The sequence below is a fragment of the Mycobacterium sp. genome (assembly GCF_035499775.1).
Lineage (GTDB): Bacteria > Actinomycetota > Actinomycetes > Mycobacteriales > Mycobacteriaceae > Mycobacterium.
The window spans coordinates 1-26859 of sequence record NZ_DATJYB010000221.1; the positions used below are offsets into that span (position 1 = coordinate 1).

A 26859-nucleotide genomic window follows, 5' to 3' on the forward strand; every position below is an offset into this window, starting at 1 on the left:
CCGCAGCGGGTCCCGCCCCGCCAGGCTCCGCCGGCTGCCCGGACGTCGCCGGCCCAGCCCCCGCCACCGGACCAGCCTCCGACACAGATGCAGCCGCAGCTGTCCCCGCCGGATGAAGCGCAGCGCCGAAGGGCCGTCCCGATCATCAAGGCCGGCGCACTGGCCAAGACGGGACAGGAACCCGAGGGCCCGACCAGGCGGATGAGGGCTCTGGGGCGCGGTTCAGCACGCCCCGCCGCGGGCGCCGCCAAGATCGGCCGGGCGATCGACAACGACATCGTCATCCACGACGTGCTGGCGTCGCGTTACCACGCGTATTTGATCCCGACCGCGCTGGGCGCTGAGATCCGCGACGCGCAAAGCGCCAACGGCACATTCGTCAACGGGGTCCGGGTCGGCTCGGCGCTGCTGGGCGACGGCGACGTGGTGACGATCGGCAACGTCGACCTGGTCTTCAACGAAGGCGTCCTGGTCCGCCGCGCCGAAGTCGCCACTCGCACCGGCGGCCTGGAGGTACGCGACGTCGGCTTCACCATCGGCGACAAGGCGTTGCTGCAGAACATCTCGATGATCGCCCGGCCCGGCACCCTGACCGCCCTCATCGGCGGGTCCGGCGCCGGCAAGAGCACGCTGTCGCGGCTGATCGCCGGATACACCACTCCCAGCTCCGGGGCGGTCACCTTCGAAGGGCACAACATCCACACCGAGTACGCGTCATTGCGCAGCAGGATCGGGATGGTCCCGCAGGACGACGTCGTCCACCGCCAGCTGACGGTCAACCAGGCGCTCGGCTACGCCGCCGAATTGCGGCTGCCACCCGATACCAGCAAGGCCGATCGGGACCAGGTGGTCGCCCAGGTTCTCGAAGAACTGAGTCTGACCAAGCACGCCGACACCCGCGTCGACGACCTTTCCGGCGGCCAGCGCAAACGCGCCTCGGTCGCCCTCGAACTGCTGACCGGACCGTCGCTGCTGATCCTGGACGAGCCGACGTCGGGCCTGGATCCGGCGCTGGACCTGCAGGTCATGACGATGCTGCGGCAACTCGCCGACGCCGGCCGGGTGGTGCTGGTGGTGACGCACTCGCTGACCTACCTCGATGTCTGCGATCAGGTGCTGCTGATGGCGCCCGGCGGCAAGACGGCGTTCCTGGGCCCGCCCGACCAGATCGGCGAGGTCATGGGCACCACCAACTGGGCCCACATTTTCGCGAAGGTGGGCGCCGACCCCGACGAGGCCAATCGCCGCTTTCTGGCTCAGCGGGAGCCACCTCCGCCCCCGCAGGTCGAAGTGGAGGGCGATCTGGGCGAACCGGCGCACACCAGCAAGCGTCGCCAGTTCTCCACGATCGCCCGACGCCAGATCCGCCTGGTCGTCTCCGACCGGGCCTACTTCGCGTTCCTGGCGATATTGCCATTCGTCATGGGTGCGCTCTCGCTGACCGTCGTCGGCAATACCGGATTCGGCTATGCCGACCCGGTGAGTGAGTCGGCCGGCGAAGCAGGGATGATTTTGACCCTGCTCATCATGGCCGCCGCGTTCATGGGTACCGCGCTGACGATTCGCGACCTGATCGGCGAGCGTCCGATTTTCCGGCGAGAGCAGGCCGTCGGCCTGTCGACCACGGCGTATCTGCTGGCCAAGATCGCTGTGTTCAGCGTGTTCGCCATCATTCAGGCCGCGATCGCCACCGCCATCGTGGTAGTGGGCAAGGGCGCGCCGACTAAAGGCGCCGTGCTGTTCGGCCCCTCCAGTTCCGCGGCCACCCTCGAGCTGTTCGTCGCCGTCGCGCTGACATGTGTGGCCGCGGCGATGCTCGGTCTGCTGATGTCGGCGGTGGCGCGCTCCAGCGAGCAGATCATGCCGCTGCTGGTGGTGTCGCTGATGATGCAGATGGTGCTGTCCGGCGGCATGGTGCCAGTGACTAACCGGCCCTTCCTCGACCAGCTGTCGTGGGCGGTGCCCTCACGGTGGGGATACGCCGCAGGGGGGTCGACGATCGATTTGTGGACGGTGTCGCCTGGTCCGCAAAGTCCCAAGGACAGCCATTTCAAGCACACAGCCGCAACCTGGCTGTTCGACATGGGCATGCTGGTGTTGTTGTCGGTGGTCTACGGCGTTGCCGTGCGCTTGCGCATCCGCCTCAAGCGCTAAGTGTGGCGAGCAGACGCAAAAGCACGCATTTTCCTGCGGAAATGAGCGCTTTTGCGGCTACTCGCCCAGCCACTTCACAGTTTCAATCCCGCCGCAGCGGCTACAGCTAGTGGTCATGAACTGGGCTGCACCTGTGCTCATCGTGGGACCCAGATTCGCGACTGCCGCAGCACAAACGGGACGTTCGTCAACGGGATACGGGTCGGATCAGCGGTGTTGAGCGACGACGATGTCGTCACCATCGGCAACACCGATCTGACCTACACCGGCGGAACGTTGACCGACCAAAGGCAGGCCGCGCCTTGGTTCTCAGCCGTCCAACCGCAGGCCGTGGGCCACCGCGAAGGCCAGGCCTTGCGGGACGTCGACCCGCGCACCCGCCAATGACGCGGTTTTCCACAACGACGGGTCCACGGTCGCGCCGCGCAGGTCGGCGCCGTCCAGCCGCGCGCCGGTGGTGCGCGCACCGCTGAGATCGCCGCCCCGCAGCACGGCCTTGCGCAGGTCCGTCTCCACCAGGCTGGCCTCCCGCAGCCGGCAGCCACTCAGGTCGACGCCGCGAAGGTCGTTGCCGCCGAGCACCGTCAGCGTGAAATCCACCTCGTCCAATGTCAACGGCCGCATCCGGCACTGCTCGAAGACCGACCCCAGCATGCTGCACTGCTGAAATGTGCTGTGCCACAGCAATGTCCGGCGAAATGTGCAGTTGCGAAAGGCCGACCCCCGGTGTTGCGACTCGGCCAGGTTGGTGCCGCTGAAATCGCATTCGGTGAACACGGCCCGTTCCGTGCACAGGCGGCTCAGGTCCTCGTCGGTGAAGTCGCGGCCGGTGAATTCGCAGTCAGCCCACTGCTCGTCGCCCCCCGCCACTACTCCACCAGGCTGGCCAGCGCGTACTCGCTCACCGTGATCAGCGCATCGGTCGCCGACCTGCGATCCCTGGCGTCGACGGTGATCATCGGGATGTGGGCCGACAGCGTCAGCGCTTCGCGCACCGCACCGAGCGGATATGTCGGTGCGCCTTCGAACTCGTTGACCGCGACCAGGAACGGCAGGTTGCGATACTCGAAGTAGTCGACCGCGGCAAAGCTGTCCTGCAGGCGCCGGACGTCGACCAGGACGATCGCGCCGATCGCCCCGCGCACCAGGTCGTCCCACATGAACCAGAATCTGCGCTGGCCCGGCGTCCCGAACAGGTAGAGCACCAGGTCCTCTTCCAGGGTGATCCGGCCGAAGTCCATCGCGACGGTCGTCGTCTGCTTGTCCGGGGTGGACTCCAGCATGTCGACCCCGGTCGAGGCGTCGGTGACCAGCGCCTCGGTCCGCAGCGGCATGATCTCCGAAACCGCGCCCACGAATGTGGTTTTGCCGGCGCCGAACCCGCCCGCGATGACGATCTTCGTCGAAGCGGTGGCGGGCCCGTCAGAGTGCGCCTCAGAGTGCCTTAAGGCCACGCAGTGTCCTTCCTATGAGCTCGTGGCGCTCACCGCGGGTCGAACGATCGGTCAACGTCCTGTGCACCCGAAGGTAACCGGCCGTGACCAGATCGCCGACCAAGACGCGCGCGACGCCCACGGGCAAATCCAGCATGGCTGAGATCTCCGCGACCGACGGGCTCTTGACACAGAGCCGGATGATCCTGCCGCGCACCTCGTTGGTCGGCCACCGGTGCGCCAGCCCCGCCTGCAGCGTCTGCACTGGCGCTTCCAGGGGGAGATCGACATCGGTGCCGGTCCGTCCGGCCGTCAGCGTATACGGGCGGACCAAACTGGCCTTACGTGCGGGTAACGCCTCCTCCGGCGGCTCGCGTCCGTCCATCGCGGCTTAGGAATACGCCGGGCGATCAAACTGCGCGGGTGACGGTGCGGGCGGCGATGCCGTGCGGCGGGACGACTCCACGACGCCGCCCACCTGTTCGACGAGCAGGGCCATCTCATACCCGATCTGGCCGATATCGCAGTTGGTCACCGCCAGCGTCGCCAGATGCGAGCCGTCGCCGACGCGCATCAACAGCAGATAGCCCCGCTGCATCTCCACCACGGACTGCAGCACCTGCCCACCCTCGAACAGCTGCGCGGCGCCGGTCGCCAGACTTGCCAGCCCGGACGCCACCGCGGCCAGCTGATCGGCTCGTTCCCGCGGCAGTCGGTCGCTGGCGGCGATGGGCAGCCCGTCGACGGACACCAGCAATGCATGCGCCACCCCGGGCACATCCCGGGCGAACTTCGACACCAGCCAGTCCAGTGTGTTGCCCGAGGCTTGCGTCCTCATTGCTCATCCGGTCCTTGATTAGTTTCGCGGGCGTGCGATCGTGCGCTGTGCACGCCGCCGAAATGCCTGCCCATCGAGGCACGAACCGCTTCGGGATCCCGCCCCGCCACGGCGTGCTCGGGCTGTTCGGTACCGCTGGAACGCAGCCAGGTGTTCCCGTCTCTCGATTCGGTTCCGTTGGCCGCTCCCGGAACCAGCCGGGCGCCGGGCTTGCGCACCGGCAGGCCGCTGTTGGTGCGGGACTCGACGGGCGTCTCGTCGGCGTGCGCGGCCAGCACCCAGCCGCGGTCCCACACCGACTTCCAATCGAGGTCGGGGTGCTGTGCCAGCTCGTGTGGGTCGCCCACGATCTCCGCGAGCATTCGCTGGTAGATGACGTCATCATCGGACGGGTCGGGCGGGGCCGGCTTGGTGGGCGGCGGCTCGGGTGGCGCAGCGACTGGCTCGGGCGACGGCGGCGGGGAGAGTGACGCCGACTGCACCGCCGACCGCGCGGAGAAGAACGCCGAGGTGTCCGATGCGGCCTGGGTCGGCGCCGGCGCGGGCGCTTGCTTGGGCTCCGCCGCCACCCCGTGCTCCCACCACGGAGTGGCCAGCTCACGGCGCTGCCGCCGGGGCTGGGTCTCGGCCGGCGGAACTTCGGTGATGCCGCTGGACCCCGGGCTGCGCCGCGGCAACAACGTGACCGGCGGCTCGGATCCCCCCATGCCGTTGCGATTCGGCATTTCGACCACGGCGGCCACCGGCTCGGTGGGCTGCGCGACGGCCGGCTCGGTGGGCGGCGCGACCGCCGGCTCGGCAATCTGCGCGACGGCCGGCTCGGTGGGCTGCGCGACGGCCGGCGGCGGTGCGGCGGCGCGGCCGCGTCCGCGCGCCCGCGCACCCCGAACCACGACCGAGGCCTCACTGAACACGGTGAGCGGCAGGTAGACCTCGGCGGTCGTGCCCTGGCCGCCCTCGGACATCGCCGGACCGCGCAGCCGAACCCGGATGCCGTGCGGCGCGGCCAGCCGGCTGACCACCAAAAGGCCCATGTGGCGTGCGTAATCGGGGGTGACCTCGCCGTCGGACTGCAGCCGCATGTTGGCGATGCGCCGATCGGAATCGTTCATGCCCAGGCCGGCATCCGAAACACGCAGCAACACCCCGCCGTCCCGGGCCGGTGCCGCGGACACCCGAACCGGTGCCGTCGGCGGCGAGTAGCGCAGCGCGTTGTCGATCAACTCGGCCAGCAGGTGGATGAGGCCGCCGGCCACCGCGCCGGCCACCGTGCAGTCGGGCATCGCCGCAGGTTGCACCCGGCGATAGTCCTCGACTTCGGAAACGGCGGCCTGGACCACCGTCGACAGCTGCACCGGCTCACGCTGGTCACGCGAAAGCTGCGCGCCCGCCAGCACCAGCAGGTTGGCGCTGTTGCGGCGCAGCCGCGCCGCCAGGTGATCCAGCCGGAAGAGGGTGTCCAGCCGGTCGGGATCCTCTTCGTTGCGTTCCAGCCGCTCGATGAGCGACAACTGCTGGTCGACCAGCGAACGGCTGCGCCGAGACATGGTCTCGAACATGTCGTTGACCAGCAATCGCAGGCGCGCCTCGTCGCCGGCCAACAGCAGCGCCTGGGTGTGCAACTCGTCGACCGCGTGTGCGACCTGGCCGATCTCCTCGGTGGTGTACACCGCCAGCGGCTGCGGGATCGGCTCGGCGTCGCCCGCGCGCACCCGGGCGATCTCGTCCTCGAGGTCGGTGTGGGCGACTTTCAGCGCGCCGTCGCGCAGCACGCGCAGCGGCACGACGAGCGCGCGCGCCACCAGCAGCACGATGATTGCCGCGAAGGCGATTGCGGCCAGCACCACCAGCGCGTCGCGGACCGCGGCATCGCGCTTGGCGTCGGCCTGGCTCTGCACCGACTTCGTCACCGCGGTGGTCGCGTCCTTGATGATCTGTTCGGCGATTCCGTCGGTGGTCTGTATGGAGTGCAACAGCTCGGGATTGTCGACCAGCGAACTGGCCGGATCGGACATGATGGCCATCCGGGTCACCATTTGCTGCTGCAGCGTCTTGGCCTCCGGGGAGCCGGCGCCGAGCACCTCGGCCATCCCGAACAGCGTCGACGGTTCCGTGCCGGCCAGGGTCATCATCGAGGTCCGCAGTTGCGCCTCGGGAAGGTCCGCGCCGCGGGTTACCAGGATCTCCTGCATGGTCATCTGCCCACGGGCGCCGACCGCCCGGCTCAGGCCCTCGGCCTGGGCCCGGATGTGCTCGTTGTCCACCTGCACCGACGCGTTGATCACGTTCTCAGCCGTCAGCAGGAGCGGCGCGTAGGTGGTCACCCGGTCACGCAGACCGATGCTGTTGCTCAGCACCTTGTCCAACAGCGCCTGACCGCCGTTCAACAGACCGCTCACGCCCGATCGGACGTCGGGGATCACGTCGGTGTCGGCCAGCCGGGTTTGCAGCTCGTATTTGCGGGCCTCGAAGTTCTTCTTGGCGCCTTCGACGTCGCGGCCGGAGGAACCCGCGGACAATGCGACGTCCAGCGCCGACATGTACTTGGTGATCGCCGGTATCACGTCAGCCCGGGCAGCGGCCAGCCGGAGGCTGCTGGAGCTGTCCACCGCACTCGCGACGCGCAATCCAGCAAAGACCGTTGCCAGCAGCAGCGGTACCAGCGCAATCGCCAGGACCTTCCACCGGACCGGCCAGTTACGCAACGACCAGTTCGGCGGCCGTTTCGCCGGCGCCGCCTCGACGGCATGGACATCCGAGAAGTCGTCGGGAACCGCCGCAGCCGGGCCGGCCGGGCGGGTGAACATGGTCACGTGGCTGCGGCCGCGGTGCGGGCCGCTGCGCTGACTCTGCGCGCTCCGACAAAAGAGAGGCTCATGAAACTTCCTGCTTTATGCCGCCCGCCCCAGGTAGAGCGCGAACGATGAACGCCTGGCGATCCTGCGAGTATGACAGCCCAGGGCCTAGGTCTCCACATTGCTACTTCTATGAACTGCGCCCGGTGGCCGCCGTGGCAAACGTCGTAACCTTCCAGGCACCGGCTAGCGGGAGGAAAACCGTGTCGTGTTCAAGCTGATGTTCGTCTCCCCGCGTATCGCCCCCAACACCGGCAATGCCATCCGGACCGCGGCCGCCACCGGCTGCGAGCTGCACCTGGTCGAGCCGCTCGGCTTCGACTTGTCCGAACCCAAACTCCGGCGGGCCGGCCTGGACTATCACGATCTGGCGTCGGTCACGGTGCACCCGTCGCTGCAGGCCGCGTGGGACGCACTGTCGCCGGAGCGGGTGATCGCGTTCACCGCGCGGGGCACCAGTTCGTTTGCCGACGTCGGCTACCGGCCCGGCGATGTGTTGATGTTCGGCCCCGAGCCCACCGGGCTGGACGCGGCGACGCTGGCCGACGAACACATCACCGATCGGGTGCGCATTCCGATGCTGGCGGGCCGACGTTCGCTGAACCTGTCCAACGCCGCGGCGATCGCCGTCTACGAGGCCTGGCGGCAGCAGGGCTACGCGGGGGCGATCTGAGTAGCATCGGTGCTCGTGAGCACGGAATTCAACGACCTCATTCGTCGGGCCAATCCCTTCGCCAGCTGGCTGGCGACCGCGCCGCTGCTGGGCAAGGTGTTCGGCCGCAAACTGGTGGTGATCCGCTACGTCGGACGACGCTCCGGAAAGGAGTTCGAGATTCCGGTTGCATACTCACGGCGGGACGGCGGAATCAGGATCGACGTGGGGTGGCCCGACAGAAAATCGTGGTGGCGCAACTTCCTCGGGAAAGGCGGGCCGATCACTCTGGTCGGCTTGGACGGCGCGGACCAGGCCGGACACGCCGTCACCGAACGCGACAGCGCCGGTCACGTCTGGGTCAACGTGAAACTCGACGGCCCGCGATGAGTCTCGGCGGCCGCCCGAGTCGTCATTAGATATGGCTACTTTCATCACCATCGGTTACGGCGACGAAGCCGGGTACAACCGCGTCAGCGACGAATGCCGGCAAGCCGCGCACGCCCGCGACGACGAGCTCAGCGCGGCCGGCGCAGTCATCGGAACTGCCGGCCGGCCCGTGCAGGTGCGTAATACGGAGGGCGCGGGTGTGCAGGTCAAGCACGGACCCTTCCTGCAATCAGCACTGCCGATCGCGGGATTCGCGGTGCTCGAAGCCGAGGATCTCGACGCGGCGATCGAGCGGGTGAGCCGAACTCCCTGCGCGATGGCGCACGGGGTCGTCGAGGTCTGGCCGCTGGGGACGTAGGGTTACCAGGCGTTCCAGTGCGTCAGGCTCTCGGCCGGCAGTCGCTTGGCCCGCCGGAAGTCGGTGCCCTTGGTGTAGGCGATCGGAAACAGGCCGGCCTGGCTGTACTCGTCGTAAGGAATGCCGAGTACGTCGGCGGCCTGCCGCTCGCCGTCGCCGAGCAGGTGCAGCGTCGTCCAGCAGGAGCCCAATCCGCGGGACCGCAACGCCAGGCAGAAGCTCCAGACCGCCGGGAACAGCGAAGCCCAGAACGACACCCCGCCCAGCGGTGACTTGTCCTCCCGGCCCAGGATGCACGGGATCATCAGCACCGGCGCCTCGTGCATGTGTTCGGCGAGGTAGGTGGCCGAATCGCGGACCAGGCCCATCCGCTCGCCGCGGATGTCGCCCTCGGCGTATCCGGCGGCGGGTGAGCTGAGGTAGCCGCGCGCGTTGGCCAGATAGATGTCGCCGATCGCCTTCTTCTTTGCGGCGTCCTCGACGAACACCCACTGCCAGCCCTGCGAGTTGGACCCCGTGGGCGCCTGCAACGCGAGGTCGAGGCATTCCATCAGCACGTCGCGCGGCACCGGCTTGTCGAAGTCGAGCCGTTTGCGCACCGAACGGGTGGTGGTCAGGACTTCGTCGACGGACAGATCGAGGGTCATACGTGGAGGCTACCGTTGGGTCCGTGAGCATCGAACTGACACAAGAGGTTTCCAGCAGGCTCACTTCCGACCAAGGTCTGGACCACCCGCACGGAGTGACCGCACGCTAGTCGTGGTCGGTGGACAGGGACACGGCCCGCCACGCATCGATGTCCGCCTGCAGGTCGGCGATCTTGGCTTCGACCGCGCCGACGCAGTCCGTGCCCAACAGCAGGTGCACGGGCGGCTCGGGCGCCGCAGCGATGCCGACGATCGCCGCGGCGGCCTTGACCGGGTCGCCGGGCTGGGCGTGGTTGACGTCGGCGGCGTGGGTGCGCATGGCGCCGGCGGTGGCTTCGTAGTCGGCGATCACGGTCTCCTCGGTGTCCAGGCTGGATGCGTCGAGGAAGTCGGTGCGGAAATAGCCGGGTTCGACGATGGTTACCCAGATCCCCAGCGGCCTGACTTCCCTGGCCAGCGCCTCGCTGAACCCTTCCATCGCGAACTTGGTGGAGCAGTAGACGCCCCACCCGGGCGAGCCGAGCAGCCCGCCGACGGAGCTGATGTTGATGATGTGGCCGGAGCGCTGGCGGCGCATCAGCGGCAGCACGGCCCGCTGCATGGTCAGCGTGCCGAACACGTTGACCTCGTAGACGGCGCGGGCGGAGGCATCGGAGGCCTCCTCCACCGCCCCGAGCAGACCGCGGCCGGCATTATTCACCAGCACGTCGATGCGGCCGAACGCGTCGAGGGCGGCTTGCACCGCCGCGGCCGCCTGGTCGCCGTTGGTGACGTCGAGGTCTACAGCGATCAGAGCGTCACCCGCGTCGGGAAGCTGACCGCGGATCTGATCGGCGCGACGTGCGGTGGCGACCACCCGGTCACCCTGGCTCAGGATCCTGCGTGCGATCTCGAGTCCGAACCCGCGCGAAGCTCCGGTCAGAAACCAGACTTTGGAATCAGGCATTGTCTTACTCTGCGGCCGTTGACGGTTGACGTCTACCGGATCCGCCCCGCGAGCGGCCCCAAATGCACACAAAATCCGCCCGCCAGATCCTGGCAATTTGCGGCCCCTGGGCGGCGCGACCCGCCTAGATCAGGCTGGGGGCGGGGGCGGCGGCCCCTCGGGCGGAATCGCGCCGTTGCAGCCACCGGGCGGTGGCGGGCCCGGGAGAGGTTCGTCGCCGCCGACGCAGTCGTAGTAGAACTGAGGTCCGGCAATCCAGGTTTTCATCCACTGGTGCCAAAACGACCCGTCGGGGTACTTGTCGCCGTCGCACACGGCCAAATTGCCGTAACCCCATCGACCGCCCGGGCAAAAGCCCTTCGTCATGTCCGGCTGGTGGGGGTCAGGCGGATCAGCGCTGGCAACGGCGGGAGAAAAAACAAGCGCCGCAGTACAACCCAATATCGCAGCGCCATGGCGAGCAATCTTGAATTTCATTTCGACTCCCTCAAGACATTGAATCCATACAGCCGATTCCAAGCGATGACCAGAACTTGTGGTTGAGCCGCGGTGATCAGGCGATAGTTTACGACTCGACGGATTGGCGATGTCAACTGAGGCGTGTCCTGTGCGGTGAAGGTCTGCAGGTCAAGAGCCGATCGGCGCAGAAGCGGCCCAAGGTGTCCCGGGCCGCTCTGCGTTGCAACATTTTTGTGGAACACGTCCGGCTTGGCCTATATTCCGCCGTTCAAAACCGAATACGCAAAGCAGTGCCTTTCCCCGCCCCGGCATTCTGCACACGTCGCGACGGGATTTCTAGCGGAAGTCGCGGGACTTCGATCCGACGCTCAGGGAGATGCGGCCTAACCGCTCGGCCACGACGGTGATCGCGCCGCTGGCGTTTTGCACCTGACCGCGGATCAGCAGCGCCGGCGCGGTGTGCGCCAGCTTGCGATGCCGCGACCACACCCCCGGAGTGCAGAGCACGTTGACCATCCCGGTCTCGTCCTCGAGGTTGATGAACGTCACCCCTTGGGCCGTCGCGGGCCGCTGCCGGTGGGTTACCGCACCTGCGATCAGCACCCGGTCGCCGTCGGGCACCGATCCCAGCGCGTCGGCGGGGACCACCCCCATCGCGTCCAGGTCCGCCCGCAGGAACTGGGTCGGATAACTGTCCGGGGAGATACCGGTGGCCCACACGTCGGCCGCGGCCAGCTCCAGCTCGCTCATCCCCGGCAATGCCGGGATGTGCGACGACGAGCCCACTCCGGGTAACCGGTCCGGCCGTTGAGTGGCCGCGGCCCCGGCCGCCCACAGCGCCTCGCGCCGCGCCATCCCCAAACAGCCCAGCGCTCCGGCGGTCGCCAACGCCTCGGTCTGCGGCACGCTCAACTGCAACCGCGTAGTCAAATCCAGCAGAGAGTTGAACGGGCCGTTGGCTTTTCGCTCTTCGACCAGCCGTTCGGCCAGGTCGTCGCCGATATGACGCACCGCGCCCAGGCCGAGCCGGACCTCAACACCCGCGTTTTCCAGAGTGGCGTGCGCCAGGCTGGCGTTGACGTCGGGTCCGTGCACCAGCACGCCGTGCCGGCGCGCATCGGCCACCAGCGACTGCGGTGAATAGAAACCCATCGGCTGGGCACGCAGTAAGGCAGCGCAGAACGCCGCCGGATGGTGCAGCTTGAACCACGACGAGTAGAACACCAGCGACGCGAAGGACAGCGCGTGACTTTCGGGGAAGCCGAAATTGGCGAAGGCCTCCAGCTTTTCGTAGGTCCGCTCGATCACCTCGTCGGTGGCGCGGTGCAGCGCGCGCATCCCGTCGTAGAACCGGCCGCGCAGCCGTCGCATCCGTTCGGTCGAACGCTTGGACCCCATGGCGCGCCGCAGCTGGTCGGCCTCGGCGGCGGAGAACCCGGCGCAGTCGACGGCGAGCTGCATCAACTGCTCCTGAAAAAGCGGCACTCCCAGCGTCTTTCGCAGGGCCGACGCCATGGACGGGTGGTCGTAGACGACGGGGTCGATGCCGTTGCGGCGCCGGATGTAGGGGTGCACGGACCCGCCCTGGATGGGCCCGGGGCGGATCAGCGCGACCTCCACCACCAGGTCGTAGAACACCCTCGGCCGCAGCCGGGGCAACGTGGCCATCTGCGCGCGCGACTCCACCTGGAACACGCCGACGGAATCGGCGCGCGACAGCATCTCGTACACCGCCGGCTCGGACAGATCGAGCCGAGCCAGGTCCACGTCGATGCCCTTGTGCTCCGCCACCAGGTCCGTCGCATAGTGCAGTGCCGAGAGCATGCCCAGTCCGAGTAAGTCGAACTTGACCAAACCGATTGCCGCACAGTCGTCTTTGTCCCACTGCAGGACGCTGCGATTTTCCATGCGCGCCCACTCCACCGGGCACACGTCGGCGATCGGACGGTCGCAGATCACCATGCCGCCGGAATGGATGCCCATATGCCGCGGCAGATTCCGGATCTGGTTCGCCAGATCGATCACCTGCGGCGGAATGTCCTCGATGTCGGGAGAGTCGGCCAGCCCGTTCCAGTGACTGATCTGCTTGCTCCACGCGTCCTGCTGGCCTTGCGAGAAGCCCAGGGCGCGGGCCATGTCGCGCACCGCGATCCGCCCCCGGTAGGTGATGACATTGGCGACCTGGGCGGCGTAGTCACGGCCGTATTTGTCGTAGACGTACTGGATGGCCTTTTCCCGCTGATCCGACTCGATGTCGATGTCGATGTCGGGCGGCCCGTCGCGGGCGGGCGATAGGAAGCGTTCGAACAACAGCTCGTTGGCTATCGGGTCGACGGCGGTGACGCCCAGGGCGTAGCAGACCGCGGAATTGGCCGCCGATCCCCTGCCCTGACACAGGATGTCGTTCTCCCGGCAGAACCGGGTGATGTCGTGCACCACCAGGAAGTAACCCGGAAACTTCAGTTGTGCAATGACTTTCAGCTCGTGCTCGATCTGCGCGTACGCCCGTGACGCGCCTTCGGGCGGTCCATAGCGGTCGCGTGCCCCCGCCATGACCAACCACCGCAGCCAGCTGTCCTCGGTGTGCCCGTCGGGCACGTCGAACGGCGGCAGTTGCGGTGCGATGAGCGCCAGCGCGAACGCGCACTGATCGCCGAGTTCGGCGGCGGCGGTCACCGCCTCGGGACGCTGTGCGAACAGCCGGGCCATCTCCTCCCCGGACCGCAGGTGCGATCCGCCCAGCGGGGCCAGCCACCCGGCGGCCGAATCCAGGGACTGCCGGGCCCGGATCGCTCCCATCGCCATGGCCAGCCGCCCGCGCGACGGATGGGCGAAATGCGCTGCGGTCGTGGCGACAACACCGACACCGAAGCGCGGTGCCAGCCCGGCCAGCGCCGCGTTGCGTTCGTCGTCGAGCGGCTGACCGTGATGGGTCAACTCGATGCTGACCCGCTCGGCGCCGAACCGGTCCACCAGATCGGCCAGCGCCCGCTCCGCGGCTTGAAGGCCGCCGTCACAAAGCGCTTGGCGCACATGGCCTTTGCGGCATCCGGTCAGAATGTGCCAGTGCCCGCCGGCCGCCTCGGTCAGCGCATCCAAGTCGTAACGCGGCTTGCCCTTCTCACCCCCGGCCAGATGCGCCGCGCCCAGCTGGCGCGACAGCCGACGGTAGCCTTCCGGGCCGTGGGCCAACACCAGCAGGTGTGGGCCGGGCGGATCCGGCTGCTCGGTACGGGCACCGGACCCCAAAGACAGTTCGGCGCCGAACACGGTACGCACGTCGAGTTCCGCGGCGGCTTCGGCGAACCGCACCGCTCCGTACAGGCCGTCGTGGTCGGTCAGCGCGAGAGCACGCAGATCCAGCCGGGCGGCCTCTTCGACCAGCTCTTCCGGCGTGCTGGCCCCGTCCAGGAAGCTGTACGCCGAATGCGCATGAAGCTCGGCATACGCGATGGACGAGCGGACCACCCGGTCGTCCTCCGGGGGCCGGTACGTCGGGCGCCGGCGCGACAAAGGACCGTCTTCTGGGACTTCTGGGGGGTTGGCCGCAAGCCGCGCACCGGCATGGCGCGGCTTGCCGTCGAGCACCCGCTCCATCTCCGCCCAGCTCGGCGGCCCGTTAAACCAGCCCACCCCGACAGTTTATCGAAAATATGTTCGAATAAATACGCGGGTTGTTAAATAATCTTCAACTCCAAAACAAGCTCTTAACCTTAGATGCCTATCGGGCCACTGGGCGGCAACGGATACTTGTACCAGGGCAAAGCGACCGCGGAGACTGGGCATGGGACAACTGACGACATTGGATACGGGCTTTTTGAGGGCTCCGGATCCGGATCGGCATGCCAGCCTGGCCATCGGGGCCGTCGCCGTCGTCAACGGGACCGTGCCTGACTACGATCAGTTCAAAGGCTTACTGGCAGAACGGATCAAGTCGATACCGCGGTGCACGCAGGTGCTCAGGGCGGAATGGGTCGACTACCCGCAATTCGACATCACCCAGCACGTGCGACGGGTGGCACTCCCCCGACCGGGCGACGACACGGAATTGTTCCGGGCCGTCGCCCACGCCTTGGAGCGTCCCCTCGACCCGGACCGTCCGCTGTGGGAGTGCTGGGTCATCGAGGGCCTGAAAGACGGCCAGTGGGCGATCGTGATGAAGATTCACCACGGCATGGCCGACGGCGGTATCTCCGCGGCCCATCTGCTCACCCGACTCTGCGACGATGCCGACAGTGACATGTTCGCCAACCACGTCGGTGCCAAACATGTCTTGCCGTCCCACGTCGGCATGCCGAGCTGGGCCGACGCCCTGTGGCAAACGTCGGCGGGCATAGTCGGGAAGGTGCTGGGTTCTTACGTCGAAGCCGTCCTGCCCTGGCGGACGTCCACCGCGGCTCCGGTCACCATGCGGCGGTACCAGACGGTACGAGTCCCCATTGCCGCCGTCGACAGCGTCTGCCGCAAATTCGGTGTGACCACCAATGACGTTGCGCTGGCGGCCATCACCGAGGGCTTCCGGACGGTGCTGCTGCACCGCGGCGAACAACCGCGTGCGGACTCGCTGCGCACCCTGTCGGCGATGCTGCCGTATCTGCCCGTCGACCATGACGACCCGGTCCAGCGGCTGCGCACGGTGCACAACCGGCTGAAGGCCAAGCCGAACGTCGAGCAGCAACCCGGCATCCTGGAATCGGCGGTCAAATACCTGCCAATTCCGTTTCGTGGCCCGGTGACTCAGCTGCTGGCCCGGCTGCCGCAGCGCGGCATCGTGACGCTGGCCACCAACGTGCCCGGGCCACGGCACCGGCTGCAGCTGATGGGCCAGCGGATGGAGCGGGTGCTGCCGATCCCGCCGACGGCACTGCAGCTGAGCACCGGGGTCGCAGTGCTGAGCTACGGCGACGAATTGGTGTTCGGCATAACCGCCGACTACGACGCCGCTCCAGACGTCAAACGGCTCGCCGAGGGTATCGAGTTGGGGATGACGCGGCTGGTGGCGCTCAGCCAGGACTCAGTGCTGCTCTTCACCAAGGACCGTCGCAAGCGCGGCACCCCACGCCGGCGCGCGTCCATGCCGACGGCACGAGCGCGCCGCTGACGCTTGCAACCGGAGTTGACCACCGTGAGAAGGTGAGTCATGCCGGTCACCATCGACCCGCGCCGCCACGACGCGGTGCTGTTCGACGCGGCGTTGAATGTCCCGATGGTCGAGCAACTGCACGACGTCGGCGTCCAGACCGGCGTGTTCTCGTCGACGGGTGAACTGACCGAGGCGGCCGAGCGGCTGGCGGCACGTCCGGGCCGCGCCGTCGTCGTCGCCCGTGACCCGGCCGGTGTGACCGCCGCCCGCGACGCGGGATTCGCGCTGGTGATAGGTGTCGACCCGACCGGACACCGGGACGCGCTGCGTGGCTATGGCGCCGACACGGTGGTCGCCGACCTGGCTGAGGTCAGCGTCCGAACCGGGGATCGGCGGATGTCGCAGCTTCCCGACGCCCTACAGGCCCTCGGCCTGGCCGACGGTCTGACCGCCCGGCAGCCGGCGGTGTTCTTCGACTTCGACGGCACGCTGTCCGACATCGTCGACGATCCCGACTCGGCCACGCCCGCGCCGGGTGCCGCCGAGGCGCTGCAGCAGCTGGCCGCGAATTGCCCGGTCGCCGTGCTGTCCGGCCGCGACCTCGCCGATGTGACCGACCGCGTCGGACTGCCCGGCATCTGGTATGCCGGCAGCCATGGCTTCGAGTTGACCGCGCCCGACGGCACGCATCACCAGAACGACGCCGCTGCGGCGGCCATACCGGTGTTGGCGGAGGCGGCCGCCCAACTCCGCGACCAGCTGGGGTCGATCCCCGGCGTCGTGGTAGAGCACAAGCGGTTCGGTGTGGCCGTGCACTACCGCAACGCCGCCCGTGACCGGGTCGGCGAAGTGGCCGCGGCGGTGCGCGCGGCGGGCCAGCGCGACGCGCTTCGGGTGACGACGGGCCGAGAGGTCATCGAGCTGCGGCCCGACATCGACTGGGACAAGGGGAAAACACTTCGCTGGGTGATCGATCACCTGCAGCATGCGGGCTCTGGTCCACTGGTGCCGATCTATCTCGGCGACGACATCACCGACGAGGACGCGTTCGACGCGGTCCGCGACAGCGACGTGCAAGGCGTGCCAATTCTGGTGCGGCACAACGAGGACGGTGACCGCGCCACCGCCGCGCTGTTTGCCTTGGACAGCCCCGAACGGGCCGCCGAGTTCACCGGGCGGCTGGCCCGGCAGCTTGCCGAGGCTGGTGTCGACAGCGGGACCTGAGCGTTAGCTCTCGACGTACTCCACCGCGCCGTCGTCGAGCACCACCCGGGTCTCGGCGCCGTCGGCTCCGTCGATGACAGTGCGGTAGACCGCCTTGCCGGGTTCGGTGCGCCAGATCAGGGTGGTCAGCGTCTCTCCCGGGAACACCGGCGAGCTGAAGCGCGCGGCGATCGAGGTGACGTTGCCGGCGTCGCCCTTGCCGAGTTCGGCGACCAGCGCCCGTCCCGCCACCCCGTAGGTGCACAGCCCGTGCAGGATCGGCTTGGGGAAACCGGCCATCTCCCTGGCGAACCAGGGGTCGCTGTGCAGCGGATTGCGGTCGCCGGACAGCCGGTAGATCAGCGGTTGGTCCTCGGTTGTGGGCAGCGCGATACGGGCGTCGGGCTCACGGTCCGGAAACTCCGGCGCGACGGGCCGCTCCCCGGGCACGCCGCCGAACCCGCCTTCCTTGCGGATGACGAGGGTGGTCAGCGTTTCGGCGACCAGCGCCCCCGAATCCGGGTCGCTGCCTTTGCCGCGCAGCATGATGACCGCGTTCTTGCCCTCGCCCTTGTCCTGGATGTCGGCGACCTCGGTGACCACCGACAGCTTTCCGGCGGGCGGCAAGGGTGAATGCAGGCGAATCGTCTGGGAGCCGTGCAAGAGCAAGGCCCAGTTGAACGTTCCGACCTTGGCGGCAGCCCCGAACGCCGGGCAGCAGATCACCGCGTAGGTCGGCAGCACCTGCTGGGGGATGCCGTGGCTGTTTTCGGTGGTGAACCGCAGGTCCTCGGCGCCGGCGCCGACACCGAGCGCGTAGAGAAGCGTGTCCCGGTCGGTCCATTCGAACAGCATCGGGTCGGTCACCGCGCCGATGGCATTCGGGTTAATCGCCATGCGAGTCTCCTCTGGATTCCAAATTCGAGCCTTTTCTGCACCCAACCATCGCAAACCCTTCCCACCGACCCCATCGGCAGGGCAGGCTATCGCCATGCGCAACCGCACATTGGTCTGGAAACTGGCGGCGGTGCTCGCCGCAACGCTGGTCGTCGGTGCTTGCGGCGGAGAACCGCAGGCACGCAGCATCACGTTGACCTTTGTCCGAAATGCCCAGTCCCAGGCTGACGCCGACGGCATCATCGAAACCGGTGTGCCCGGTCCCGGGCTCAGCGCCGACGGCAAGACGCAGGCGCAGGCGCTGGTGCACCAGATCGTCCATAAGGACATCGACAGCATCTACTCCTCCGACCTCGCCGAAGCCCAGCAGACCGCCGCGCCGCTGGCCAGCGAACTCAGCAAGCAGGTTGAGGTGCTGCCCGGGCTCGGTTCGATCCCTGCCGGCTGGTACAACGGCAAGCCCGAATCGATGGCCTACTCGACGTACATGGTGGCGCCGGTGCACTGGATCCAGGGCGATGTGAACGACAGCATCCCGGGGTCGACCAACGGGAGAGATTTCAACGAGCACTTCACCGCCGCCATCAAGAAGATCTACGAAAGCGGCCACAACAAGCCGGTGGTCTTCTCCCAGGGGACGGCGATCATGGTCTGGACAATGATGAACGTGAAGAACCCCAAGACCAGCCTGGTGGTCCCAGATCAGCCGAAGGACCCCGATCAGGTAGCTCCACAGCGGCCCGGCAGCCATCCACTGCCGAACGTCGGCCGCGTCGTGATCACCGGCAACCCGACCAACGGCTGGACCCTGGTGGACTGGGACGGCATCAAGGACTTCAACAGCTGATCGTCTGGGTCACATCCGGTTGACTCGGGCGGCCGGCAGCCGCCAACATGGGCGTCATGCGGTATGTCGTTACCGGCGGTACCGGGTTAATCGGGTCCCGCGTCGTATCTCGCTTGTTGGACAGCCAGCCCGACGCCCAGGTCTGGGTTCTGGTCCGTCGTCAGTCGCTGGCCCGCTTCGAACGCCTGGCGCTCGATTGGGGCGAACGGGCGAAGCCGCTGGTCGGCGAGCTGCCGACAGTGGACCTCTCCGAGCAGACCATCGCCGAGCTGGGCCGGGTCGACCATCTGGTGCACTGCGCAGCGATCTACGACATCACCGCCGGTGAGGCCGAGCAACGCGCCGCCAACGTCGAGGGCACCCGCGCCGTCGTCGAGCTGGCCCGCCGGCTCGATGCCACGCTGCACCACGTGTCGTCGATCGCCGTGGCCGGCGACTTCGCCGGCGACTACACCGAGGACGACTTCGACGTCGGCCAGCAACTGCCGACTCCGTATCACCGGACTAAGTTCGAGGCCGAGTCGCTGGTGCGCTCGACCCCCGGACTGCGCTACCGCATCTATCGCCCGGCGGTGGTGGTCGGCGATTCGCGCACCGGCGAGATGGACAAGATCGACGGGCCCTACTACTTCTTCGGCGTGCTGTCGAAGCTGGCCGTGCTCCCCCGGTTCACGCCGCTGATGCTGCCCGACACCGGGCGCACCAACATCGTCCCGGTCGACTACGTGGCCGACGCGCTCGTCGCGCTGATGCATGTCGCCGATTCCGACGGGCGGGTATTCCACCTGACCGCACCGAAAACCATCGGACTGCGCGGCATCTACCGCGGGATCGCCGGCGCGGCCGGACTGCCCCCGGTACGCGGGGCGCTGCCCCGCTCGGTGGCGGCGCCGGTGCTCAGGGTGCGCGGGCGCGCCAAGGTGCTGCGCAACATGGCCGCCACCCAGCTGGGGATTCCCGCCGAGATCTTCGACGTCGTCGACCTGGCCCCCACGTTCGTGTCCGAAGAGACCCAAAAGGCGTTGCGCGGCACCGGGATTGAAGACGTGCCCGAGTTCTCGAGCTACGCACCCAAGTTGTGGCGGTACTGGGCCGAGCACCTCGATCCCGATCGCGCGCGTCGTGACGATCCCAAGGAGCCGCTGCGCGGCCGCCACGTCATCATCACCGGCGCCTCCAGCGGCATCGGCCGGGCTTCGGCGATCGCGGTGGCCGAGCGCGGCGCGACGGTGTTCGCGCTGGCCCGCAACGGCGAAGCGCTCGACCACCTGATCGCCGAGATCCGCGCCAACGGTGGGCAGGCTTACGCATTTACCTGCGACGTCACCGATTCCACGTCGGTGGAGCACACCGTCAAAGACATCCTGGGCCGCTTCGACCACGTCGACTACCTGGTGAACAACGCCGGCCGGTCGATACGCCGGTCGGTGGTCAACGCGACGGACCGGATGCACGACTACGAGCGGGTGATGGCGGTCAACTACTTCGGCGCGGTGCGAATGGTGCTGGCGCTGCTGCCGCACTGGCGGGAACGCCGGTTCGGTCACGTCGTCAACGTGTCCAGTGCCGGCGTGCAGGCCCGCAATCCCAAGTACAGCTCGTATCTGCCCAGCAAGGCGGCGTTGGACGCGTTCTCCGACGTGGTCGCCTCCGAGACGCTGTCCGACCACATCACCTTCACCAACATCCACATGCCGTTGGTGCGCACACCCATGATCGCGCCGTCACACCGGCTCAACCCGGTGCCGGCCATCAGTCCCGAGCGCGCGGCAGCGATGGTGGTGCGCGGCCTGGTCGACAAGCCGGTGCGCATCGATACCCCGGTGGGCACCGTCGCCGAAGCCGGCAACTACTTCGCGCCACGGGTGTCGCGGCGCGTTCTGCATCAGCTTTATCTGGGCTACCCGGACTCGGCCGCGGCACGCGGAGTGGCCGACTCTGTTGTGACTCAACCGCTTCCTCGCCGTCCCAAGCGTCCGGCCCGGGCCGTCACGCGGATGGCGGTGCCCAAGCCGGTCAAGCGACTGGTGCGCCTGGTGCCCGGGGTGCACTGGTAGTCATTTCTCGCAGGTGAATTGGTTGACGTCGATGTACCCGATGCGGAACATCTCGGCGCACCCGGTCAGATACTTCATGTAGCGCTCGTAGACTTCCTCGGATTGCAGCGCGATGGCCTGGTCCTTATGGGCTTGCAGTGCGGCAGACCACAAGTCGAGGGTTTTCGCGTAGTGCGGCTGCAACGACTGAACCCGGGTCACGGTGAAGCCGTTTGCGGTGGCGTGCTCCTGCACCATCGGTATCGACGGCAGCCGCCCGCCCGGAAAGATCTCGGTGAGAATGAACTTCAGGAATCGGGCAAAGGTGAACGAGATCGGCAGGCCGCGCTCGTGTATTTCCTTGGGATGCAGCCCGGTGATGGTGTGCAGCAGCATGATTCCGGTATCAGGCAGCAATCGGTGTGCCAAGGTGAAGAACGCGTCGTAGCGCTCGTGGCCGAAATGCTCGAAGGCACCGATGCTGACGATCCGGTCGACCGGCTGGTCGAACTGCTCCCAGCCCTGCAGCAGAACCCTTATCGAGCGGGGGCTTTCGGACTTCGCGATCAGTTGCTCGACGTACTTGGCCTGGTTGCGGCTCAAGGTGAGGCCGACGACGTCGACGTCGTACTTTTCCGCCGCTCGCATCATGGTGGCGCCCCATCCGCAGCCGACGTCGAGCAGGGTCATGCCCGGCTGTAGTCCGAGCTTGCCCAGCGCCAGGTCTATCTTGGCGATCTGCGCCTCTTCCAGGGTCATGTCGTCGCGCTCGAAGTAGGCGCAGCTGTAGGTCTGGGTGGGGTCGAGGAACAGCCGGAAGAAGTCGTCGGACAGGTCGTAATGGGCCTGCACGTCGTCGAAATGCGGCCTTAGGTCGTCGGGCATCATGCCAGCCTAGAGCCAGCGTATTGTGACGCCGGTGAACGCCGTGGTTGCCGACGTCGACACCGGTATCGACGACGCGATGGCGTTGATATTCCTGTTGGCCAGCCCGGACGCCGAGCTGGTCGGCATCGCCTCGACGGGCGGAAATATCGAGGTGGACCAGGTCTGCGCGAACAACCTCGGCCTATTGGAATTGTGCCGGGCCGCCGACATACCCGTTTCGAAAGGCGCCGACGAACCACTGAGCGGGAGCTGGCCCGATCACGCAAAGTTCCACGGCCCCAAGGGTTTAGGCTATGCCGAGCTGCCCCCCACCGATCGCCGGATCACCAGCCACGACGCGGTGGCCGGCTGGGTGAGCGCCGCGCACGCCCACCCCGGGGAGCTGATCGGACTGGTCACCGGACCGCTGACCAACCTGGCGCTGGCCCTGCGCGCCGAGCCCGCGCTGCCGTCGCTGTTGCGCCGGCTGGTGATCATGGGCGGCATGTTCGGCGCGAGCACTCGTGCCGCTCCGGCGGCCGAATGGAACATCCGGGTGGATCCCGAGGCGGCGGCCGAAGTTTTCGCGGCTTGGCAAGGGCAACAACAACTTCCGATCGTCTGCGGCCTGGACGTGACGCGCCGGGTGGCGATGACGCCGGAGATCCTGACCAGGCTGGTGTCCGACGCGGGCCCGTCCGCGTTGACCCGGTTGATCGAGGACGCGATGCGGTTCTACTTCGAGTCGCACCAGGTCCGCGGCCACGGGTATCTCGCATTCATGCATGACCCGCTGGCCGCCGCGGTCGCGCTGGACCCGGAGCTGATGGCGACCCGGCCGGCCACGGTGGACGTCGAGCTGGCGGATCCGCGCGGCATGACGAGGGCCGACTGGTCAAGGGATCGAGCGCCCAACGCGCACATTGGTATTGACGTCGATGCGGCGTCGTTCTTCGAACGGTACATCGAACGGGTCGGGCCGTTCGCACGGTGGCGAACTCGAACATCGCCATAACTTGGGTGTTTAGACACCGTTTTTGCGGGCAGTAATCCGTCATGAGCGCACGTCACATATTTCGTTCCCTTGGTCCTGCAGTCGTCACAGCGTCGTGCGTCAGCGCGGCCGTCCTAGCCGCCCCCGGCATCGCATCCGCCCAGCCCTGCCCCGACGTGCAGGTGGTGTTCGCCCGCGGTACCGGCGAACCTCCCGGTGTCGGGCCCACCGGACAGGCATTCGTCGACTCCCTGCGCACACGTGTCGGCGGCAGGCCGGTGGAGGTGTATCCGGTCAACTACCCCGCCGCCGACCAGTGGCAGACGGGCCTGGACGGCATTAGAGACGCGGGCGCTCATGTCGTTTCGATGGCGGGCAGTTGTCCGCAGACCAAGATGGTGCTCGGCGGTTACTCCCAGGGCGCGGCGGTGATGGGTTTCGTCACGTCGAACGCGGTGCCGGATTCGGTCGACCCTGCAACCGTGCCAAAGCCGTTGGACCCGGCGGTGGCTGACCACGTCGCCGCGGTCGTCCTGTTCGGGACGCCGAACGTCCGGGCCATGGACTTCCTGGGCGAGCCGCCGATCGTCATCGGCCCGGCCTATCAGGCGAAGACCCTCAAGGTCTGCGCTACCGAGGACCCGGTTTGCTCGGACGGGCTGAATTTCGCCGCGCACGACACGTACGCGAACGACGGGGCCATCGTCGAGCAGGGGGCGGCTTTCGCCGCAAGCCAGCTGCAGGGAGGCCACGGCGCGCCACAGACGGTGGGAGCCCCACACCGAGGCTTTGGATCCTGACGGGTCACTCGTAGATTCCTTCGAGATACCACCTCCTTTGGCGGTAGCACAGCAACATCGCGCGCTCGCTCTCCAACAGCACCTGGGCACGGGCGGTGCGGCTGCGCCCTTGACCGTCCGCAGGCTGGTCATCCCACCACCGCTCGTCGACCGGCCACGGTCCGGTCCACCAGCTCAGCCGGTCCTCCCGGCCCCGGACGGTCAGTCGCGCAGGGTCGGCGGAGAACATCCCCCGGCTGGTCACCCGTATCGAATTTCCTTGGACGTCAAGCAATTCCACCGGGTCGTCGAGCAGCACCGCCGGCGACGGCCCGGGCAGTTGGCCGGGCCACGGCTGGCCCGGGTCGGCCTGCGGCACCGGCTCGTCACCCAGCGGAGTGAACGTGATGCGTTCGGCCGGCCCGCGACCGCCGGACAGCACCGGCACCTGCACCGCTTCCGGGCCGAGCAAGCCCTGTACCCGCACCAGCGCGCGCCGGGCCCGAAGCCTGTCCTCCTCTCCCAGGCCGCCCCAGAGCGGCAATTGCAGCGCCTCGGCGGATACCACCTCTACCGCCTGCAGCCGTAACAGCGTCACCGGCGACGTCGGCCGGTCCTTGGCCATCCGATTGCTCAACCACCCGTCCAGTTGCCAGCGCACCCGGTCTGCGGTGGCATCCTCGGTCAGCGGCTCGGCGCACCGCCACACCCGTTGCAGCTCTTCGCCGTTGGCAGTGACGGCGTGGATGGCCAGCCGGGTACATCCCACTCCGGCGGCCATCAGCATCTGATGCAGCGTGTCGGCCAGCGAGCGCCCGGCGAATGCCGCGGCATCAACCCGGTCGATCGGCGGGTCGCAGTCCAGCACCGCCTCGAGTTCCCGAGGCGGCTCACGACCGGAAGGCAGACGTTCGGATTCGCCGCGGGCGAACCGGTGCGCGGCCACCCCGTCGGCGCCGAACCTGGAAGCCACGTCGGTGCGGGACAGCGCGGCGAACTGACCGATGGTGCGAATCCCCATCCGCCACAACAGATCCGTCAGCTCTTCTCGCCCCGGACCGGACAGGCTCGGCTCGGTGGCGAGCTGCCGGATCGACAGCACCGACAGAAACCGTGCGTCCTGCCCCGGCTCCACGACACGGCCCGCACGCGCAGCGAAGACCGCGGTGGACAACTGGTCGGCGATCCCGACCTGACACTCGGCGCCGACCGCGGCCACCGCGTCGATCAGCCGCTCGGACGCCTGCTGCTCGGACCCGAAATAGCGGGCCGCTCCGCGCACCGGCAACACCAAAAGCCCGGGCCGCAGCACCTCGGCGCGGGGCACCAAGTCGTCCACCGCCGCGATCACGCCCTCGAAGAAGCGGGCGTCGCGGTCAGCGTCGGCGGTCGCGACGTGCAGTTGCGGGCAACGGGCAGCCGCCTCCCGGCGCCGCAGACCCCGTCGCACTCCCGCCGCACGGGCGGCCGACGAGCACGCGATCACCCGGTTGGCCAAAGTGACCGCGACCGGAGCCGTCGCGGGCTCGCCCGCGGCTGCCGCCGCCGCCACCGCGGGCCAGTCCATGCACCAGATCGCCAGCACTCGGGAAGCCATCAGACTCACCCCGTACGAACCCGGCCGATCACCCGTTCCCCCGCACACCCGCTGATCTGCAGCCGCACCCCACTGATCCGTCCGAACCCCGGGGCAGGCACCCCCCGATGAGCCGGTGTGATCTCATAACCGCAAACCCGGGCCTGAAGCCGCGTCGGCGCCCCTTGCCAGTCGCCGTCGGTGACCAGCAGAGTGCAACCTTTATGACGTGCACGCGCCGCCACAACCCGAGTCCGCGACCAGGGCACCCCGCGCCCGCCCAGACCGAGCACCACCAGGTCCATGCCATCGATGAGCACCGCTGCCACCTCGACCGGATCGGTCCCGGGATCCGGTATCACCGCGAGCCGGCTCAGATCCGCCCCCATCTCCACCGCGGCCAGCAACCCGATATCCGGCTGACCGACGATTGCCGCGTTGCCCCCGTCCGCCGTCACCGATGCCACCATGCTCAGCACCAGCGACCGGGCCCCCGTCAGCACCGCCACCGTCCCCCGCGGCAACAGCGCCTGCTCTGTCGGCTCCGGCAGCAGGTCGTCTGAGCGCGCGCGGCTCCCAGATATCGCAACCATCTTCTGACGCAGCAGTTTCAGCTGTTCAGCGCGGCTTTCCTGGCGCAGATCGGAGGCAGAAGCCGCAGTCATGCCAAGCCTCCTAACCGGGGATTGTTCGAATATATGTTCGATTGAACACCTGCCCTCCGACAAGCGTCAAGGCATGAGACGCTGCCTTGTGCGGCCGTGCAGAATCGTTCCGATACTGGTGTGGCTCGTGGTGATTTGTGGTGTTGGAGTGGCCCCATCGGCCGGCGGTGAAGGCCCGGCCTGCCGCGCGGCAGAGCTCTTCGCCAGCAATCCGATCGGCGACTCACAGCTGTTCGAACTACAAGCCGACGTGACCTTCGCACTCAACGGCACGGTGGTTACCGGCTCGACCCCGGTGGACGGGGTGTTCTGGTCAGAGCAGCTACAACAGACCACCGACGAGCGCTCGCGCGAGTTTCATCTGTGCGTTGTCGACGAGCCCACCTTGCACACCGCAGCCGAAGCGCTGCGCACCCAGTTCAACCAGGAGGCGGTGCTGACCTTCGACTACCTGCCGCGCAACGAAGCCAACGCGGTCACCATCACCGTGCCCGACATCGACATCGCACGCTTTCGCGAAGCGTTCGTGGCTGACGCAGCCGCACACCGCCGACTGCTGGGGGGCTCTGTCACGACCACCGACCACGCTTTGATCCTGGTCGCCGGAAGCGACGACCTCGATATCGCCCGCCGGCTCGTCGGCGCGGCCGGTGGTCGCTGGAGCGCCGCCACCATCGCGTACGGCAAACGCGAGTTAGTGACATAGCCGACGGCAGCCGAGCGCGCGCATTTGTACGGCGTTACCAGTCATCCCCGTACATTTGCGGCCGCTCGCGCGGCGGTACGGCTTTCAGTGTGAAGAGTCACGGCTTTCGTTGTGAAACCTTGGCTTTCGCTGCCCAGGCTTCGCGTTCGGCGAGCCGAGGAGGACGGCCGCGCCGAATCTAGCGGAGCGAAAATACCGACCGCACCGCGTCGACGTCACGCTGGTCACCAGAGAAGTTGACTCGCCGCAGCGCCGCCTTGCGCTTGGCTTCGGTAGGCCCCAGGCGCGCCGTGAAAAGATCTGCGGCACTTGCGGTTACCGTCACCGCAGGCTCGCCGCGAGCACCCGCGAGCCGGCTCTGGAGCACCGCGAACTCGAATCGGCGGTCATCGATCTCTACCCGGTACGTTGCATCCAGACCGGCGGCCTTGACCGGGTCGAACGCCAGCAGGATTCCGGCCAGGAACCCGTTCA

At 67.8% G+C, this 26859-nt stretch carries 24 protein-coding genes and 2 pseudogenes; 12 read left to right on the top strand and 14 right to left on the bottom strand.

The window, feature by feature from the left end; genetic code table 11:
• A partial coding sequence (locus VML93_RS14350) for an ATP-binding cassette domain-containing protein (RefSeq protein ID WP_325611556.1) occupies positions 1 to 2154 on the top strand: 2154 nt, incomplete at its 5' end.
• 144 nt (positions 2155 to 2298) lie between these two features.
• Positions 2299 to 2454, top strand: a pseudogene (locus VML93_RS14355) (FHA domain-containing protein); the annotation flags it as partial.
• A gap of 9 nt (positions 2455 to 2463) precedes the next feature.
• Here VML93_RS14355 and VML93_RS14360 read toward each other — a convergent pair.
• From VML93_RS14360 to VML93_RS14380, 5 genes are read right to left on the bottom strand one after another with little or no spacing between them, the layout of a single operon-like run.
• Positions 2464 to 3024, bottom strand: coding sequence for a pentapeptide repeat-containing protein (locus VML93_RS14360; protein WP_325611558.1), 561 nt, complete (start codon positions 3022 to 3024; stop codon positions 2464 to 2466).
• Positions 3024 to 3608: an ATP/GTP-binding protein gene (locus tag VML93_RS14365; protein WP_325611559.1), complete on the bottom strand. Its 585-nt coding sequence runs from the start codon at positions 3606 to 3608 to the stop codon at positions 3024 to 3026. The genes VML93_RS14360 and VML93_RS14365 overlap by 1 nt, the downstream gene beginning before the upstream one ends.
• Positions 3589 to 3972: a DUF742 domain-containing protein gene (locus VML93_RS14370; RefSeq protein WP_325611561.1), complete on the bottom strand. Its 384-nt coding sequence runs from the start codon at positions 3970 to 3972 to the stop codon at positions 3589 to 3591. The genes VML93_RS14365 and VML93_RS14370 overlap by 20 nt, the downstream gene beginning before the upstream one ends.
• Before the next feature lie 6 nt (positions 3973 to 3978).
• Positions 3979 to 4425 (bottom strand): roadblock/LC7 domain-containing protein, encoded by a 447-nt coding sequence (locus tag VML93_RS14375; protein WP_325611563.1) that lies wholly within the window; start codon positions 4423 to 4425, stop codon positions 3979 to 3981.
• Positions 4422 to 7238 carry a sensor histidine kinase gene (locus VML93_RS14380; protein WP_414686352.1) on the bottom strand — a complete coding sequence of 939 codons (2817 nt, stop codon included), beginning with the start codon at positions 7236 to 7238 and terminating at the stop codon, positions 4422 to 4424. The genes VML93_RS14375 and VML93_RS14380 overlap by 4 nt, the downstream gene beginning before the upstream one ends.
• Before the next feature lie 250 nt (positions 7239 to 7488).
• Here VML93_RS14380 and VML93_RS14385 point away from each other — a divergent pair, with 250 nt between their 5' ends.
• Genes VML93_RS14385 through VML93_RS14395 form a run of 3 tightly spaced genes read left to right on the top strand, consistent with a single transcriptional unit; the run spans position 7489 to position 8680 of the window.
• Positions 7489 to 7953 carry a tRNA (cytidine(34)-2'-O)-methyltransferase gene (locus VML93_RS14385; RefSeq protein WP_325611567.1) on the top strand — a complete coding sequence of 155 codons (465 nt, stop codon included), beginning with the start codon at positions 7489 to 7491 and terminating at the stop codon, positions 7951 to 7953.
• A 15-nt stretch (positions 7954 to 7968) separates the two neighbouring features.
• Positions 7969 to 8322, top strand: a complete 354-nt coding sequence (locus VML93_RS14390) for a hypothetical protein (protein ID WP_325611569.1) — start codon at positions 7969 to 7971, stop codon at positions 8320 to 8322.
• Positions 8323 to 8353: 31 nt separating this feature from the next.
• A complete protein-coding gene (locus VML93_RS14395) occupies positions 8354 to 8680 on the top strand; it encodes a YciI family protein (protein WP_325611570.1) in 327 nt (108 codons plus the stop codon).
• 2 nt (positions 8681 to 8682) lie between these two features.
• On the opposite strand, the gene VML93_RS14400 is transcribed toward VML93_RS14395, so the two are convergent.
• From VML93_RS14400 to VML93_RS14415, 4 genes are all read right to left on the bottom strand, one after another.
• Positions 8683 to 9327 (bottom strand): nitroreductase family protein, encoded by a 645-nt coding sequence (locus VML93_RS14400; protein WP_325611572.1) that lies wholly within the window; start codon positions 9325 to 9327, stop codon positions 8683 to 8685.
• A 106-nt stretch (positions 9328 to 9433) separates the two neighbouring features.
• Positions 9434 to 10273 (bottom strand): oxidoreductase, encoded by an 840-nt coding sequence (locus tag VML93_RS14405; RefSeq protein WP_325611574.1) that lies wholly within the window; start codon positions 10271 to 10273, stop codon positions 9434 to 9436.
• 129 nt (positions 10274 to 10402) lie between these two features.
• A complete protein-coding gene (locus tag VML93_RS14410; protein ID WP_325611576.1) occupies positions 10403 to 10750 on the bottom strand; it encodes a hypothetical protein in 348 nt (115 codons plus the stop codon).
• Positions 10751 to 11068: 318 nt separating this feature from the next.
• Positions 11069 to 14365: an error-prone DNA polymerase gene (locus VML93_RS14415; protein WP_325611577.1), complete on the bottom strand. Its 3297-nt coding sequence runs from the start codon at positions 14363 to 14365 to the stop codon at positions 11069 to 11071.
• Positions 14366 to 14516: 151 nt separating this feature from the next.
• On the opposite strand from VML93_RS14415, the gene VML93_RS14420 reads away from it, so the two are divergent.
• Positions 14517 to 15833 (top strand): wax ester/triacylglycerol synthase family O-acyltransferase, encoded by a 1317-nt coding sequence (locus VML93_RS14420; RefSeq protein WP_325611579.1) that lies wholly within the window; start codon positions 14517 to 14519, stop codon positions 15831 to 15833.
• A gap of 39 nt (positions 15834 to 15872) precedes the next feature.
• Entirely contained in the window at positions 15873 to 17039 is a 1167-nt protein-coding gene (gene otsB / locus VML93_RS14425) for a trehalose-phosphatase (RefSeq protein ID WP_325611581.1), read from the top strand.
• A gap of 3 nt (positions 17040 to 17042) precedes the next feature.
• Here the strand turns inward: otsB and VML93_RS14430 are convergent, their stop codons facing one another.
• Positions 17043 to 17915, bottom strand: a complete 873-nt coding sequence (locus VML93_RS14430) for a MaoC/PaaZ C-terminal domain-containing protein (RefSeq protein ID WP_325611583.1) — start codon at positions 17913 to 17915, stop codon at positions 17043 to 17045.
• A gap of 94 nt (positions 17916 to 18009) precedes the next feature.
• On the opposite strand from VML93_RS14430, the gene VML93_RS14435 reads away from it, so the two are divergent.
• The gene (locus VML93_RS14435; protein WP_325611585.1) at positions 18010 to 18762 is read left to right on the top strand and encodes a histidine phosphatase family protein; all 753 of its coding nucleotides are present in this window, start codon (positions 18010 to 18012) and stop codon (positions 18760 to 18762) included.
• 56 nt (positions 18763 to 18818) lie between these two features.
• Entirely contained in the window at positions 18819 to 20819 is a 2001-nt protein-coding gene (locus VML93_RS14440) for an SDR family oxidoreductase (RefSeq protein ID WP_325611587.1), read from the top strand.
• Here the strand turns inward: VML93_RS14440 and cmaA1 are convergent, their stop codons facing one another.
• Entirely contained in the window at positions 20820 to 21683 is an 864-nt protein-coding gene (cmaA1, locus tag VML93_RS14445) for a cyclopropane mycolic acid synthase CmaA1 (RefSeq protein ID WP_325611589.1), read from the bottom strand.
• Positions 21684 to 21717: 34 nt separating this feature from the next.
• Between cmaA1 and VML93_RS14450 the strand changes: the two genes are divergently transcribed.
• Positions 21718 to 22680, top strand: coding sequence for a nucleoside hydrolase (locus VML93_RS14450; protein ID WP_325611590.1), 963 nt, complete (start codon positions 21718 to 21720; stop codon positions 22678 to 22680).
• 41 nt (positions 22681 to 22721) lie between these two features.
• On the top strand, positions 22722 to 23459 hold the full coding sequence (locus VML93_RS14455; RefSeq protein ID WP_325611592.1) for a cutinase family protein: 738 nt from the start codon (positions 22722 to 22724) through the stop codon (positions 23457 to 23459).
• Between the two features lie 4 nt (positions 23460 to 23463).
• Here the strand turns inward: VML93_RS14455 and VML93_RS14460 are convergent, their stop codons facing one another.
• Positions 23464 to 25038: a DNA polymerase Y family protein gene (locus tag VML93_RS14460; RefSeq protein ID WP_325611597.1), complete on the bottom strand. Its 1575-nt coding sequence runs from the start codon at positions 25036 to 25038 to the stop codon at positions 23464 to 23466.
• A gap of 2 nt (positions 25039 to 25040) precedes the next feature.
• Positions 25041 to 25679 carry a hypothetical protein gene (locus VML93_RS14465; protein ID WP_325611594.1) on the bottom strand — a complete coding sequence of 213 codons (639 nt, stop codon included), beginning with the start codon at positions 25677 to 25679 and terminating at the stop codon, positions 25041 to 25043.
• A 73-nt stretch (positions 25680 to 25752) separates the two neighbouring features.
• On the opposite strand from VML93_RS14465, the gene VML93_RS14470 reads away from it, so the two are divergent.
• The gene (locus tag VML93_RS14470; protein ID WP_414686353.1) at positions 25753 to 26385 is read left to right on the top strand and encodes a hypothetical protein; all 633 of its coding nucleotides are present in this window, start codon (positions 25753 to 25755) and stop codon (positions 26383 to 26385) included.
• Between the two features lie 178 nt (positions 26386 to 26563).
• On the opposite strand, the pseudogene VML93_RS14475 reads toward VML93_RS14470, so the two are convergent.
• Positions 26564 to 26859: pseudogene (locus VML93_RS14475) on the bottom strand (transcriptional regulator); the annotation flags it as partial.

Coding starts and splice junctions, on each gene's coding strand:
- VML93_RS14370 (WP_325611561.1), bottom strand. CDS start 3,972: ATGGACGGACGCGAGCCGCCGGAGGAGGCGTTACCCGCACGTAAGGCC.
- VML93_RS14400 (WP_325611572.1), bottom strand. CDS start 9,327: ATGACCCTCGATCTGTCCGTCGACGAAGTCCTGACCACCACCCGTTCG.
- VML93_RS14395 (WP_325611570.1), top strand. CDS start 8,354: ATGGCTACTTTCATCACCATCGGTTACGGCGACGAAGCCGGGTACAAC.
- VML93_RS14420 (WP_325611579.1), top strand. CDS start 14,517: ATGGGACAACTGACGACATTGGATACGGGCTTTTTGAGGGCTCCGGAT.
- otsB (WP_325611581.1), top strand. CDS start 15,873: ATGCCGGTCACCATCGACCCGCGCCGCCACGACGCGGTGCTGTTCGAC.
- VML93_RS14470 (WP_414686353.1), top strand. CDS start 25,753: ATGAGACGCTGCCTTGTGCGGCCGTGCAGAATCGTTCCGATACTGGTG.
- VML93_RS14440 (WP_325611587.1), top strand. CDS start 18,819: ATGCGGTATGTCGTTACCGGCGGTACCGGGTTAATCGGGTCCCGCGTC.
- VML93_RS14410 (WP_325611576.1), bottom strand. CDS start 10,750: ATGAAATTCAAGATTGCTCGCCATGGCGCTGCGATATTGGGTTGTACT.
- VML93_RS14430 (WP_325611583.1), bottom strand. CDS start 17,915: ATGGCGATTAACCCGAATGCCATCGGCGCGGTGACCGACCCGATGCTG.
- VML93_RS14435 (WP_325611585.1), top strand. CDS start 18,010: ATGCGCAACCGCACATTGGTCTGGAAACTGGCGGCGGTGCTCGCCGCA.
- VML93_RS14455 (WP_325611592.1), top strand. CDS start 22,722: ATGAGCGCACGTCACATATTTCGTTCCCTTGGTCCTGCAGTCGTCACA.
- cmaA1 (WP_325611589.1), bottom strand. CDS start 21,683: ATGCCCGACGACCTAAGGCCGCATTTCGACGACGTGCAGGCCCATTAC.
- VML93_RS14405 (WP_325611574.1), bottom strand. CDS start 10,273: ATGCCTGATTCCAAAGTCTGGTTTCTGACCGGAGCTTCGCGCGGGTTC.
- VML93_RS14465 (WP_325611594.1), bottom strand. CDS start 25,679: ATGACTGCGGCTTCTGCCTCCGATCTGCGCCAGGAAAGCCGCGCTGAA.
- VML93_RS14375 (WP_325611563.1), bottom strand. CDS start 4,425: ATGAGGACGCAAGCCTCGGGCAACACACTGGACTGGCTGGTGTCGAAG.